Source organism: Spirochaetota bacterium (assembly GCA_004297825.1).
Classification (GTDB): domain Bacteria; phylum Spirochaetota; class UBA4802; order UBA4802; family UBA5368; genus FW300-bin19.
Genome location: SCSX01000033.1, coordinates 1 through 13,531, shown reverse-complemented (window position 1 = coordinate 13,531; position 13,531 = coordinate 1). Strand labels below are relative to the sequence as shown.

12 protein-coding genes, 1 tRNA gene and 1 pseudogene are annotated in these 13,531 nt (G+C 54.5%); 11 read left to right on the top strand and 3 right to left on the bottom strand.

What is annotated here, in order from left to right; translation table 11 throughout:
- Positions 1 to 58: 58 nt before the first annotated feature.
- Together EPN93_06145 and EPN93_06140 are read right to left on the bottom strand one after the other, a co-directional pair.
- A tRNA-Thr gene (locus EPN93_06145) sits at positions 59 to 131 on the bottom strand.
- Positions 132 to 257: 126 nt separating this feature from the next.
- Positions 258 to 1,172: an NAD-dependent epimerase/dehydratase family protein gene (locus EPN93_06140; protein TAL37006.1), complete on the bottom strand. Its 915-nt coding sequence runs from the start codon at positions 1,170 to 1,172 to the stop codon at positions 258 to 260.
- Between the two features lie 674 nt (positions 1,173 to 1,846).
- On the opposite strand from EPN93_06140, the gene EPN93_06135 reads away from it, so the two are divergent.
- The 7 genes and pseudogenes from EPN93_06135 to EPN93_06105 all read left to right on the top strand — a co-directional run bounded on the left by EPN93_06135 (position 1,847) and on the right by EPN93_06105 (position 5,852).
- Complete coding sequence (locus EPN93_06135; protein ID TAL37005.1) at positions 1,847 to 3,256, top strand: hypothetical protein; 1,410 nt, start codon at positions 1,847 to 1,849, stop codon at positions 3,254 to 3,256.
- Between the two features lie 134 nt (positions 3,257 to 3,390).
- The gene (locus EPN93_06130; GenBank protein ID TAL37004.1) at positions 3,391 to 3,945 is read left to right on the top strand and encodes a hypothetical protein; all 555 of its coding nucleotides are present in this window, start codon (positions 3,391 to 3,393) and stop codon (positions 3,943 to 3,945) included.
- Positions 3,946 to 4,054: 109 nt separating this feature from the next.
- Positions 4,055 to 4,357: a hypothetical protein gene (locus EPN93_06125; GenBank protein TAL37003.1), complete on the top strand. Its 303-nt coding sequence runs from the start codon at positions 4,055 to 4,057 to the stop codon at positions 4,355 to 4,357.
- Positions 4,350 to 4,697, top strand: a complete 348-nt coding sequence (locus tag EPN93_06120; protein TAL37002.1) for a DUF86 domain-containing protein — start codon at positions 4,350 to 4,352, stop codon at positions 4,695 to 4,697. The genes EPN93_06125 and EPN93_06120 overlap by 8 nt, the downstream gene beginning before the upstream one ends.
- A 143-nt stretch (positions 4,698 to 4,840) precedes the next feature.
- Entirely contained in the window at positions 4,841 to 5,335 is a 495-nt protein-coding gene (locus EPN93_06115) for a DNA-deoxyinosine glycosylase (GenBank protein TAL37001.1), read from the top strand.
- A 114-nt stretch (positions 5,336 to 5,449) separates the two neighbouring features.
- Positions 5,450 to 5,662, top strand: a complete 213-nt coding sequence (locus EPN93_06110) for a hypothetical protein (protein ID TAL37000.1) — start codon at positions 5,450 to 5,452, stop codon at positions 5,660 to 5,662.
- A gap of 2 nt (positions 5,663 to 5,664) precedes the next feature.
- A pseudogene (locus EPN93_06105) lies at positions 5,665 to 5,852 on the top strand (hypothetical protein).
- A 289-nt stretch (positions 5,853 to 6,141) separates the two neighbouring features.
- Here the strand turns inward: EPN93_06105 and EPN93_06100 are convergent.
- Positions 6,142 to 6,534, bottom strand: a complete 393-nt coding sequence (locus EPN93_06100; GenBank protein TAL36999.1) for a hypothetical protein — start codon at positions 6,532 to 6,534, stop codon at positions 6,142 to 6,144.
- Positions 6,535 to 6,876: 342 nt separating this feature from the next.
- Here EPN93_06100 and EPN93_06095 point away from each other — a divergent pair, with 342 nt between their 5' ends.
- The 4 genes from EPN93_06095 to EPN93_06080 form a co-directional block, all read left to right on the top strand.
- Positions 6,877 to 9,675: a DEAD/DEAH box helicase gene (locus tag EPN93_06095; GenBank protein ID TAL36998.1), complete on the top strand. Its 2,799-nt coding sequence runs from the start codon at positions 6,877 to 6,879 to the stop codon at positions 9,673 to 9,675.
- A 1-nt stretch (position 9,676) separates the two neighbouring features.
- A complete protein-coding gene (locus EPN93_06090) occupies positions 9,677 to 11,248 on the top strand; it encodes an SAM-dependent DNA methyltransferase (GenBank protein ID TAL36997.1) in 1,572 nt (523 codons plus the stop codon).
- The gene (locus EPN93_06085) at positions 11,238 to 12,356 is read left to right on the top strand and encodes a hypothetical protein (protein TAL36996.1); all 1,119 of its coding nucleotides are present in this window, start codon (positions 11,238 to 11,240) and stop codon (positions 12,354 to 12,356) included. Before EPN93_06090 ends, EPN93_06085 begins: the two co-directional genes overlap by 11 nt.
- Positions 12,357 to 12,383: 27 nt before the next feature.
- On the top strand, positions 12,384 to 13,531 hold a 1,148-nt coding region (locus EPN93_06080), incomplete at its 3' end, for a restriction endonuclease subunit S (protein ID TAL36995.1).

Here is a 13,531-nt window from a genome sequence, read left to right as displayed (position 1 = left end):
TCGGGCGGGACCGTGTCCGTACACGCGCCGGGCCGCGATTAATCGCGGCCCGGCGTTTAGCCAACAGCCGGAGTCGAACCGGCGACCTATTCATTACGAGTGAATCGCTCTACCGACTGAGCTATGTTGGCGATAGGCACAGATAATTGATGCTGGCCGGGAAGGGCTATTTGTCAAATAAAATTCTTGAAAAAAGTATACATGAAGGCGCGCAAGCGTTTGCGCGCCTTCATGTATACGGGCGCCATGTCATAATCTTAAAATCCCGACGCCTGGCATGCAGGATTGTCCACGCAGTAGAGGCGCTTGAATTCCATGACCCACGTTTCTGCGCTGGTTTCCGTTGTGCTCTCCGGCGTCCGGACGAGTGTGCGGGTAAGAATGCCCTCGTTGAAGGCGCGCGAAAGCTCGACGTAGGATTTCGCGACGGCGGGGGACAGGCCCATGGTCGTCATCGCCCGCTCCGCGTCCTCGTAGGTGAACTGCTGGTAGCGCAGGTCGGGCAAGCCGATCGCCTTGCCCAGGATGCGGGTGAGCTCGTTCATGGTGAGGTCCCTCTGTCCCAGGAGGTAGCGCACCGATCTCCCGACGAACTTCCCCTCCATGAGGTATCCTGCCGCCGTCTTCGCGATGTCCTGCGACGCGATGAAGGGGAGCGGGGTGTCCGCCTTGAGGGCCGAGCCGTTCACCCCCCGGAACTTGATGAGGTCGATATTGGCGAGCATGTTCTCCAGAAAGTAGCCCGGCCGCAGGTGCACGATCCTGAGCTTCGCGTTCTTGTTGAGCCGCTCCTCGTGGTCGTGCAGCCCCAGTACGGGACCGGTCTTTCCCTTCAGGTGCGCCCCCACGCTGCTCAGGTTTACCACGCGCGTCACGCCCGCCTTCCTGAGCGCCTTGTCTATGGACTTGCTCATGGTGTTCTGGAATTTCCGGACATCGTCGGCCCTGCCGTTGGGGGGGATAATGGTGAATACCGCGTCCGCGCCTTCGAAGGCCTTCGCCAGGAATACGGGATCGGCGATATCGCCGGTGAAGGGAATCGCGCCCTTCGCCATGAAGCCCTTGAGCCTGTCCATGCTCCTGGAAATCACGCGGACGTTCTTTCCCGCGGACAGCAGTATATTGGCCACCTCGCTGCCGACATGGCCGGTAGCTCCGAGTATCACGTTCATGTTTGAGTCTCCTTCACGATAAATGTTTTAGAATAAACTAAAATAGGTAATAAACGCCGGGAAGTCAACAAGCGGCGCTTAATCGGAATCTGCCCGTCTCTACAATTCCCTATGGAAAGGGGGAGGTCTAGATTTATAAGGTAGAGAGGGGGAAAGATTGGAGCTGGGAATAAGCGGACCGAACCGCGAATGAACGCTAATGCACGCGAATTTCAAAGATCATTGGCGTTTATTCGCGTGTATTCGCGGTTACTATTCCGGCCTGCAGGGAATGAAGGGGATATAAGCATCGTGAGGTCCGATATTATGGACTTGACAACGAAGCCGCCCGGTCGTATGTTTATTGCGATCAGCGGGACGCGCTGATTCAACTCATGTCGTGAAGGAACTTTCCGTCGCATGAACACTACGCCGATAAAGCATGGTCTGTCGTTACCTGGGGGGCTCTCGATGAAATTCTTTATCGCCGCGTGCGCTGCGGCCTGCGCCGTGATGGTAATTCTTCCCCTTGAAGTAAGTAAAAAAAAAGCCCTGACGTTTATCTAAGCCCCTTTCCCGGGATCGTCCGCGCATCGGCGCACGCCCAAACCGCCTCCGCCGATCCCCTGAGCGATATTCGAAAAACCGCCGCCGCGAAAGACCCGGCCGCACTCGAAAAGAAAATAAGATCGCGATTGGACGAGCCCGGCCTTGACGCATGGACAAGGGCGTACCTCCTGTACGATCTGGCCGTCATGAAGCGCGGCGAGCCGCATGCGTACGGTGAAAATCTCCAGGCGGCGAAAAGCGCCCTCGAATCCGACGCCAGGATGTCCACCGCATTTTACGCCCAGGTGGTTGAGGACCTGGGGAAGGCCACTATGGGTCGGGGCGGCGAGGCGCTCCTGCGCGAGGCGGCCGCGCGCCGGGCCATGCTCAACATCTCGAGCGAGGGCGGCCCGGAGCTCACCTACGTCCCCATGTTCACCGATTACTACACCTCGGCGTACATGAACTATTTCTTCTCGCTCTACAACCGGAAATACCAGTACGACTTCACAAACCTCTCGCTCACCTGCCGCGGCAGGGTCACCCCGGGCGAGATGCAGTTTTTCGCCACGTACTATCCCGGCTTCATGAAGAGCATCCGGGAGCTCGAGGAGAAGACGAACCTCGCGTATTTCGAAAGGGTGGACGCGTTTCTCTTCCCGCGCTCCGCGGGCGGCGATTACCGCGACAGCGCCTTCAACTCGATCGAGGAGGAGAAGCTCTTGCAGTTCGTCGTGGAGAAATATCAGTACTCGTTTTACAATTCGCCGCAGATTATCAAGGCGCGCACCGTGGAGGGGAGGCTCATAGACTGCAACCTCTTCCTGAGCGCCGCGATCAATCACAGGAGCGCGCGCGAGCTTCCCACGATGCCGCGCATGCTCGCGCTCAACATATTCAACTGGAACGAGCTGCAGGGGATCGACACCTACTGCCGCGACAAGAACGCCGAGCTTTCGCGGGCGATCGGGATCAACCTGTACGATTACTACAACGCCGGGAAGATCGTCTTCGTGGACGTGGGCCCGGCGCTTGCCAACGAGAGGACGAGCGCGGTCACGACCCTGGAGCTTTCGAGCGACTTTCCCAACATACGCTGCGTGGCGCTCGACCTCCCGGAGCAGGTGAGCATTTTCAATTCGCCCGCGTTCTACAACGAGAACAAGGCGAAGATTCTCTCGAGTCCCAACATCTACATACTCCCGGGCGACGGGACGAAGTCGATATCGAACCAGTTGTTCATGGCCAAGACCGGAGAGAACCGCGCGCTCCCCCTTGCCGACGACGAGCTCATCATCCTGCGCTGCGCGAACTCGCTGGACGTGTATGTCTCGTGGGAGAAGAACCGCGAGTACCTCGAGAAGTCCGCGCGCGAGTTCAGGGGAAACCCGCTCCTCGTCTTCCACAACAAGGTAGTCATCTTCAAGCCCCGGGGCGCGGTGAAGTACCGCTTCGTGGGACTCCTCTCGGACGCGGGCTTCGACCACCTGCGCGACGCGATCATCCACAACGGCGCGATGCCGTTCACGCTGTTTCCGCAGGCGAGCGGGATGTAGGGTCAGGCGTGGATCTTTGAGTGATTTAACAATATTATGATTTATATCAAGGTTAGACGATGAAACTATTATTAATGCTGATATGCATAATCAATTTGTCCTGTATATCTATACAGCAATTAGCACAAAATCGATTGGGTGAGAACTGGTACATAATCGTTGAAGAACATGCCATTGTAAGAGAAGAACCTGATATAAACTCAAAAGAATTAACAAAATTGAGAATTACCGATTTGGTAAAAGTGACAGATAAAAATGAAAGTAATACTGCTTACGAAAATTTAAGTGGTTGGTTATATGTAGATACAGGTAGGTATGAAGATTTCAAGAAACGTACTATATTGCACGGTTGGATACAAGTTATTAGCGTAGCTACCACAGAGAGATTCCGTAGAGTTCACCAATTTAGTGAATATGAAATTAGGGAAAAAATCGGAGATTATTTATTAGCCTATAAATTTAATGAAAATGGAACATATAATAGGGAAATACTTAAATATGGAGAGCGATCAACAATTCTGAAGAATGGTGCTTTGTTTAGTTATAAAAATGTTATCTTTGCAAATGATGAAGATGGTAATGGCTTTGAATTATTCTATATACACAAGGATGAATCATTATGTACTAAGTATACCCATAGCGATTCAACCCCCATATGCGCAACACGAATTATTAAACCTAAGCAGTAAGGGTAATCGAATGTCACCTTTCGGCGTTTCCGGATCAGGCTGTCGCACTTAAAAAATTCTTGCACTCCGGCGTCGGGTGTCGCACATTTAAAAGCATGGAGGACGGAAAATGCGGCCCGGGCGGGAAGACATCATCAAATTTCTGGAAGAACACAAGGCCTTCATGCTGAAGGAATATCGCGTCACCCGAATCGGGGTTTTTGGCTCCATAGCAAGAAATGAATATTCCGACCAAAGCGATATCGACCTCATCGTCGAATTTGAAACCGATACGCCCGACCTGTTTGAATTGAAATCAAGGCTTCGCTATTACATACACGAAAATTTATCAAGGGAAGTCGATATTTGCAGGGAGAAGTATCTAAAGCCATTCGCGCGGGACGCTATCTTGAGAGAGACTATATATGTCTGATCGGGACAAAATTCAGCTTGCATCTATTGCAGATTCCATCCGCAAGATCCAGAATTACAGTGCCGGATTTCCCGGGGCCGATGAATTCTATGCCGATACACAAGCTTTTGACGCTTCGATGATGAATTTTGTGATAATTGGGGAAATGGTTGCTAGATTGAGCGAGAGTTTCATGCGCGAGCACGGCCAGGTTGATTGGGCCCGGATAAAAGGTTTTCGAAATTTAGTCGCCCATAATTATTTTGGCATTGATGCTGAAGAAGTTTGGCAGATAATAAAAAACAAATTGCCACAGTTAAAAGCGCAAATTGAAGCTATTCCGACTGCCACGAATGATTAACTGGAAAAACGGGACGGTTACGGATTTGTTAACCGCTAAGGGACGCGAATAAACACGAATAGTGAAAAATAATTCGCGTCCATTAGCGTCTATTCGCGGTTAACGTCCTTGCCTTTTTACCAGGCTCTCCCCACAATCGCCCCATGATCCGCTCCTTCCCCCCCATCGCAGATTCCTCCTCCCGCATCCTCATCCTGGGCTCCATGCCCGGCGTGATGTCGCTCGATAAAAAGGAATACTACGGAAACCCGGCGAACAAATTCTGGAAGATCATGTTCGCGGTGTTTGGCGCGCCGGGGTCCGATAATTACCGGGACAAACTGCGCCTGCTGAAAAACAACGCCGTCGCCCTCTGGGACGTGCTGGAGAGCTGCGAGCGGGAGGGGAGTCTCGATTCCGAAATAAGGAACGAGCGCCCCAACGACATTGGGGCGCTCGTGAAAAAATACCCGGGCATCCGCTGCCTGCTCTTCAACGGGAAGTCGGTCGCAAAGCTATTTAAAAAGCATCATGGGGCCGATACGCTTCCCGGCCTGGAAGCGCGCATCCTTCCTTCGACAAGCCCGGCGCACGCGGTGAGTTTCGAGGTCAAATACGCGGAATGGAAGCGGGTGATAGGGGAGTGCCTGGGAGGCTGAAATGCGATCCTGCCTCCCCGGGAAAAGACTCCCGCCAGATTTCCTTTCACTTTTTATAGAACTTGACAGTAGTAGTATTGTTCACTACATTCACAGGATCACAAGAGGAACTGCATGGCGGACATCAAGGAATTACTCGAAAAAGCAATAAACCTCCCTCCCGCGGAGCGGGCATACATCATCGATAAGCTCATGCTGAGCCTGGATACAGCGGATAATGAGCTCGAAAAGCATTGGGCGGCCGAGGCCGAAAGCCGGATTGACGCCTATGAGAGAGGCGAATTGAAGGCCGTGTCCATCAAGGACGTCCTTGGCAAATACCGATAATCGTGGAAGTCCTTTTTCTTGAACCAGCCCGGGCTGAGCTCGACGCGGCCGTCGATTATTACAATTACGAATCTGCCGGATACGCATATTCCCCTATGGTGTTATTTACCAGATACGATCCGGTAACTTACTGGTTGTTGCCATCGCCAACTTGCACAGAAAACCGAATTACTGGAAAGATCGCCTCTAGGACTCCGTGATCAAGGGTCGCGAAGCTTTTCAAAGCATCAGGGGTCCGATACACTTCCCGGCCTGGAAGCGCGCGTCCTTCCTTCGACAAGCCCGGCGCACGCGGTGAGTTTCGAGGTCAAATACGCGGAATGGAAACGGGTTATGGGGGAGTGCCTGGGGGATTGACGTACGGCGTTTAACAGGGATGCACAGGATAGCCAGGATTGGTTGATACATTCGATATCAACCCTAGTCACTATGAATGATCACCCGGTACCTTTCGGATATTCTAAAAAAAATAGATTCTGTTAATTAATCCGTAATAGTACCTGTCCGGATGCGGTTTCCTCCAGGATATCATCGATTCGATTGACGCGATTGCCGACTTTATCAGCGGGATCGAATCCGTCCTCACTCCCCGCTCCAGGCGTTGAGCTCCGTCCGTTCCGCCGTGTCCCACGATCTCCAAACACCCTTGGATAATGCGCCGTCACCGTCCGTGAATCCACGCCCCCGTACGAATCCGTGACCTCGAGCGTGATTTCGTGCGTCCCCGGTGAAAGCGGCGCCGCAAGGGAAAGGCTCCTTCCCGTCCCGATCTCCCCGTCGATGCTGGAGGTCCATACGAAGGACCCGTCGTCCAGGATGGGTTCGTTGTAGCCGTCGTTCGCCGCGCCCTGGAAAATAATTTCCTTGTCCACAAAAGTGGTGCGGCCGGACTCTCGTTCTATTTCCTAACCGGCCTGTCCCGGAAAATATCAGCGGTGAACATCAGGTGATACACGGCTGATAATGAGAAAGATGGGAGATACATATGAGATAGATATGAGGATGATATGAGCATGCGGGGAGGATGATATGAGAGGGCTGGGCCACCGCACCCCCGTTTCATCACCGCCGGATGGTCAGGAATATATGTTGACAAACTAAAGAATGGTGTATCTGTAAATTGCGGCATGTAAACAGAGAGACTCATGCGGGATTGTGCCCGATGTTCATACCGGTGCGTTTATCCGGGCGGTTCATTTTCAATTGCGGGAAGCATGAACGAATACCTCACACGCAAAATCTTGATCGACGAAAAGCTCGCCCTCGCCGGGTGGGACGTTCATGATCGCACGCTCGTCGTCGAAGAGTTCGATATTCCGGTCGACGACGGCCGCGTCAAGGATACTGCATCGCCTTACGCGGGGCACCAGTTCGCCGATTACGCGCTCCTGGGAAAAGACGGCGCCGTGCTCGCGGTGATCGAGGCGAAGAAAACCTCCCGTGACGCGGAACTGGGACGCGAACAGGCGAAACAGTACTGCTACCATATAAAGGCGGCCGGCGGCAAGGGGCTGCCTTTCTGTTTCTACACCAACGGCCATGAAATCTACTTCTGGGACCTGGAACGCTACCCCCCGCGACGGGTGCACGGCTTCCCCACGCGGGACGACCTGGAGCGGTTCGACTATATCCGGGAGAACGGCAAGCCGCTCGCGCACGAATTTATCAATACCGCGATCGCGGGAAGGGATTACCAGGTGCGCGCGATCCGCGCGGTGATGGAGGGGCTCGAAAAGCGTAAAAGAAAGTTCCTGCTGGTGATGGCGACCGGTACCGGAAAAACGCGCGTATGCGTGGCGCTGGCTTCCGCACTCATGCGGGCGGGATGGGCGCAACGGACGCTCTTCCTGGTGGACCGGATCGCGCTCCGGGAGCAGGCGCTGAACGCGTTCAAGGAGTACCTGCCGGACGAGCCCCGCTGGCCGCGCGAGGGCGACGGCGTCATCACGAAGGACCGGCGCATCTACGTCGCGACGTACCCCACGATGCTGAACATCATACGCGACGAACAGAATCCGCTTTCACCGCACTTCTTCGACCTGGTCGTCGTGGATGAGAGCCACCGGTCGATCTACAACACCTACCGGGAGATATTGAAATACTTCAACGCCGTGACACTGGGGCTCACGGCGACGCCCACGGACGTGATCGATCACAACACCTTCTCGCTCTTCGAATGCGAGGACGGGCTTCCCACGTTCGCCTATTCCTACGACGAGGCGCTGAATCACGTGCCCCCGTTCCTGTGCGGCTTCCAGGTGATGAAGATCGTCACCCGATTCCAGCAGGAGGGGATCAACAAGCGCACGATATCCCTTGAGGACCAGAAGCGGCTCATCCTGGAGGGAAAAGACGTTGAGGAGATAAGCTTCGAGGGAACCGAGCTCGAAAAGACCGTCACCAACCGGGGGACGAACGCGCTCATCGTGAAGGAGTTCATGGAGGAGTGCATCAAGGACGCCAACGGCGTGCTTCCCGGTAAAACGATTTTCTTTTGCATCTCGATGTCTCACGCCCGCAGGATCGAGAAGATTTTCGACGTGCTGTACCCGGAGTACCGGGGAGAGCTCGCGAAGGTGATCGTTTCGGACGACCAGCGGGTTCACGGGAAGGGCGGCTTGCTCGACCAGTTCAGGAACAGCGACATGCCGCGCGTCGCCGTGAGCGTGGACATGCTCGACACGGGGATCGACGTGCGGGAGATCGTGAACCTGGTCTTCGCGAAGCCCGTATACTCGTACACGAAGTTCTGGCAGATGATAGGGCGGGGGACGCGCCTCCTCGAGGAGGCGAAGATAAAGTCCTGGTGTACGAAGAAAGACATCTTTCTTATCATGGACTGCTGGGATAACTTCGAGTACTTCAAGATCACGCCGCGCGGCAAGGAGCTGCCGCCGCAGATACCGCTTCCCGTGCGGTACGCGGGAATCCGCATCGACAAGATCGAACAGGCGATCGAGCTTCGAAAAGACGAAATCGCGCGCAAGGAGATCGAGGCATTCAGGCGGCAGGTCGCGGAGCTTCCCCGGCGATCCGTCACCGTCGCGGAGGCCGCGGCGGAGCTCGCGAAGCTTGAGGAGCCCAATTTCTGGAACCATGTGAACGCGCGGAAGATCGAATTCTTAAACGGCACGATCAAGCCGCTCTTTCGCACGATATCTCAGGCGGACTTCAAGGCGATGCGGTTCAGGAAAGATTTACTTGAGACCTCGCTCGCGTTTCTTACAGGCGAAAAGGACAGGTTCGAGACGCTCAGGGAGGGCGTGATCGAGCGGATAGCGGAGCTTCCGCTCACGGTGAACACGGTCGCCGATGAACGGGAGCTGATCGAATCGGCCCAAACAAACGCCTTCTGGGCGAAGATTACCGACGGCTCATTCGATGTGCTCGCCGAGCGGCTATCTCCCCTGATGGGTTCGATAGACGACATCGACCGGCCGGGTCCCACGGGACCGGAGCGCCTGGACCTCCGGGACTTCCTGCACCGGAAGGAGCGCGTGGAGTTTGGTCCGGAGCACGAGGCCGTGTCGATCGCGCGGTACCGGGAGATGGTCGAGGCGCGGATTCGCGCGCTTACGGAGAGCAACCCCATACTACAAAAGCTCCGGCGGGGTGAGGCCGTATCGGACATGGAGGCGGAGGCGCCGGCGGAGGAGCTTCATGACGAGCATCCCCATATCACGATCGATCTTTTGCGCCGGGCGTACGACAACCGGAAGGCCGAGTTCCTCCAGTTTATCCGCCACATACTGGGCATCGAGACGCTCGAGAGTTTTCCTGTATCGGTCACAAAAGCGATGGACATGTTTATAAATGCGCATTCAACTATGACCGGGCGGCAGTTGGAATTCCTGGAGCTTTTGAAGAGCTATATCATAGAGCGGGGCGCGCTCGAAAAGCGCGACCTGATCGAGGCGCCCTTCACCCAGTTGCATCCCGAGGGCATCCGGGGGATTTTTCAACCCCGCGAGATAGACGAGATCGTGGAACTTACCAAGGCACTGGTGGCGTGAGATGCTGCAGAACAATCCGGGCATAAAGAGCCTCATAGACAAGCTGTGGGACCGCTTCTGGAGCGGCGGCATCGCCAACCCGCTCACCGCGATAGAGCAGATCACGTACCTGTTGTTCATGAAGCGCATTGACGACCTCGATTTAAAGAGAACGCGCGACGCCGAGTTCACGGGAGAGCCCCACACGTCCCTCTACAAGGGCACGTTCACGCTTCCCGGCACCAAGGAGAAAATCAGGAAAGAGACCCTGCGGTGGAGCCACTTCAAGCGGATGCAGGCCGAGGAGATGCTGCTGCACGTGCAGACCAGGGTGTTCCCGTTCCTGAAACAGATGAACGGGGCGGCCTCATCGTTCACGCACCACATGCAGAACGCCTATTTCGTCGTCCCGAAGCCCTCGCTGCTGGTGGAGGCGATAGGCATTATCGAGGACATTTTTATCGAGATCGACAAGGACTCGCGCGTGGGCGGGCAGACCTTCCAGGATATCCAGGGGGACGTGTACGAGATGCTGCTGGGCGAGATCGCGTCCGCCGGCAAGAACGGGCAGTTCCGCACGCCGCGCCACATTATCAAGCTCATATGCGAGCTCGTGGCCCCGCAGCTTGGCCAGAAGGTCGCGGACCCGGCCTGCGGCACCGGGGGGTTTCTGCTGGGGGCGTATCAGTACATGGTGACCCAGCTCGACAAGAACAGGAAGAAATTGAGCGCGGACGAGGACGGATTCGTGCGCAGCAGCGTAAGTGGCCTCCTGACCGAGAAGGTGAAGACGATCCTGGGGGATTGCATTTTCGGGTTCGATTTCGATACCACGATGGTGCGCCTGGGGCTCATGAACCTGATGATGCACGGGATTGACGACCCGCGCGTGGACTACCGGGACACTCTGAGCAAGTCGTTCAACGAGGAGAACCGCTACGAGATCATCATGGCGAACCCGCCCTTCACCGGGAACATCGACAAGGGCGACATTTACGAGGGCCTGAAGCTCCCCACCACGAAGACCGAGCTCCTGTTTACCGAGCGCATCTTCACGATGCTAAAAGTAGGCGGGACCGCCGGGATCATCGTGCCGCAGGGTGTGCTTTTCGGCAGCGGCAAGGCGTTCGTGCTCGCGCGCACGAAGCTCGTCGAGGAGGCGGAGCTTAAAGCCGTCATCACGATGCCCTCCGGCGTCTTCAAGCCCTACGCCGGGGTGAGCACCGCGATCCTCATCTTCACGCGCGGCGGGCGCACGGAGCACACGTGGTTCTACGAGATGGAGGGCGACGGCTATTCCCTGGACGACAAACGGACCAAGCTCGAAGGAAAGAGCGACTTGCATGATATAGTCACAAAATACAAGGCGCGCGATCCTAAAAAGGACACGGACCGGAAGGGGAAGGGATTCTTCGTTCCCAAGAAGGAGATCGCGGATAACGGCTACGACCTGAGCCTCAACCGGTACAAGGAAGAGGTGTACGACGAGGTCGAGTACGAGAAGCCGGCCGTGATTTTAGAGAAGCTGGAAAAGATCGAACAAGAGATTATGAAAGGACTCGACGAGTTGAAGGGTACCATCGATGAGCGATAAACCAGGCCGCAACGATCCCTGCCCCTGCGGGAGCGGGAAGAAATACAAGCACTGCTGCATGAAGAAGGGCGTCGTCATACCGTTCCCGTCCGGGAAGGGACGCGACGTTTCAATGGACGACTACATGCGATTTGCCGAGAGCTGGGACAGCTCACGGGGACCGGTTCCCTCGTACATGGAGTTCAGGGGCACGCCCAATCCCGCTTCGGAGAGCCTGAACGAGATCAAACGCAAAATAGGGGACCGTGTATTCGAGTCCCTGGAAGAGGCGCAGGCCTTCTTTGACAAGGAGTTCCAGGCCTCCAACAGCGCGCCCCGGGAGGATTTTCTGGGACTCTCCCCGGTGCAGATGCATGCAATTCTCGCAAATCGCTTTTCGGGAAACCGGGATATCGTATCTTTGAACCCGGACGCCTCCCGCGAGTCCATAGAGGCAGTCCCTGCCGTGATACAGTGCCGCTATCTTTTCGAGCAGCTTCGTGAAGACGAGCGTGGAATCAAGGCGACGCAAAAGGGCAATCTCCCGCGCGCGCTGGTGCGCGACTTCTACGACAGGTTCGTCAAGGAGACCAAGGTCTTCGATTTCACTCCGACGGGCGAGGACGATCTCGTCGAGATCAAGGGGCTACGCTACTTCCTGGAGGATTCGGGCTTCATGAAAAAGCGAGACGGGCGCTTCCGCCTCACGAAAAAGGCCGAACCGTTAATGGCCCCGGAGGGGGCCTTCGCGCTCTACCGTGCGCTCTTCCTCTATTTCGCCGAATCGTGGAACTGGCTCTATAGCACCCGCTTTCCCGAGAATTTCGACTTCTTCCAGAAGACACTGGTCTTTTGCCTCCGTATCGTGAAGCATAAGGCGGCGCGCTTCACCACGGGTGAGGAGCTGGCCGGGTATTTCAAGACCGCGTTCCCCCAGTTTGCCGGTGATATCAAGCCCATAGGAGAATTCGACATGCTGGCCAGTGGGTTCTGTCTCCTGTTCCTGGAACGGTTCGCGCGTTTTATGGGACTGGTCGAGATGGAGCGCGACGAGGGCAATTTCATGGGCGAAGAGGCGCGGTATCGGAAGACGGGGTTTTTTGATGAAGTGTTGAGGTGGGGGGTGTGAGGGAAGGGGGAGCTTCATCCAACTATTGTGAATAGAATGAAAATAGTGCCATTAAATAGCGTTTGTGAAATAAATCCGTCTATCCCGGTGAGCATAAAGAATTCGCCATGTATGGAAGTTTCATTTGTGCCCATGAGTTCATTGCAAACTGATGGAACGTTTTCAAATGTCGAAAAAAGAGATTTTAAGGAAATAGATAAAGGATATAAATATTTTGAAAAGGGAGACGTGATACTCGCTAAAATAACTCCCTGCATGGAAAACGGCAAAGCGGCTTTCGTTCAGGATATCCCGACACAAGTTGCATTCGGGTCAACTGAGTTTCATGTGCTGCGCCCCAAGAAGGAAATTCACGGGAAATATTTGAGTTACCTGATTCGGGACCCGAGATTCCGAAAAGTCGCGGAAATAAATATGACCGGCACTGCCGGTCAGCGACGCGTTCCAACTGCATTCCTCGAAAGATACAAAATATTGCTCCCTCCACTCGAAGAGCAAATCCGCATCGCCACACGCCTGTCCCGCATTGAGGGGCTTATTGCCAGGCGGAAAGAGAGCATTCGGCTGTTGGATGAGTTTGTGAAGAGTATGTTTTTGGAGATGTTTGGGGACCCGGTTAGGAATGAGAAGGGGTGGGAAGTTAAGCCATTCAGTGAGATCGGTCAATTTATCAGTGGAGGTACTCCAAGCAAGGAGCGTGATGACTTCTGGAATGGAGATTTCCCATGGGTAAGTCCGAAGGACATGAAAATGACATATATCCATGACTCCATAGATCATTTATCCGAAATAGTCTTCGAAGAAACTGCGCTGAAACGAATTGATCCTGGGTGTATCCTTATTGTTGTCAGAGGGATGATTCTTGCTCATTCTTTTCCAGTGGCAATAAACGAAGTACCAGTATCGATTAACCAGGATATGAAGGCTATTAAACTGAGGGACGGTATCAATTCCCAATACATGGTGAATTGTTTAAATGCCATGAAGCGTTTAATTCTTTCATCAATCACGACAGCGGGACATGGGACGAAGCGGTTTGATTCGGAAGTGATGAATACCATAATGATTCCGATTCCTGAGATATCTTTTCAGGATAAATTTGCAAATCATGTTGCAAAAGTTGAGTCTATGAGGCTTAAATATAAAAAAGGGCTTTCTGAATTGGAAAGTCTTTA

What these genes read in the sequence shown, in the direction of transcription:
- EPN93_06140 (TAL37006.1), bottom strand. Translation starts at nt 1,172, where the DNA reads ATGAACGTGATACTCGGAGCTACCGGCCATGTCGGCAGCGAGGTGGCC.
- EPN93_06125 (TAL37003.1), top strand. Translation starts at nt 4,055, where the DNA reads ATGCGGCCCGGGCGGGAAGACATCATCAAATTTCTGGAAGAACACAAG.
- EPN93_06120 (TAL37002.1), top strand. Translation starts at nt 4,350, where the DNA reads ATGTCTGATCGGGACAAAATTCAGCTTGCATCTATTGCAGATTCCATC.
- EPN93_06115 (TAL37001.1), top strand. Translation starts at nt 4,841, where the DNA reads ATGATCCGCTCCTTCCCCCCCATCGCAGATTCCTCCTCCCGCATCCTC.
- EPN93_06110 (TAL37000.1), top strand. Translation starts at nt 5,450, where the DNA reads ATGGCGGACATCAAGGAATTACTCGAAAAAGCAATAAACCTCCCTCCC.
- EPN93_06095 (TAL36998.1), top strand. Translation starts at nt 6,877, where the DNA reads ATGAACGAATACCTCACACGCAAAATCTTGATCGACGAAAAGCTCGCC.
- EPN93_06090 (TAL36997.1), top strand. Translation starts at nt 9,677, where the DNA reads ATGCTGCAGAACAATCCGGGCATAAAGAGCCTCATAGACAAGCTGTGG.
- EPN93_06085 (TAL36996.1), top strand. Translation starts at nt 11,238, where the DNA reads ATGAGCGATAAACCAGGCCGCAACGATCCCTGCCCCTGCGGGAGCGGG.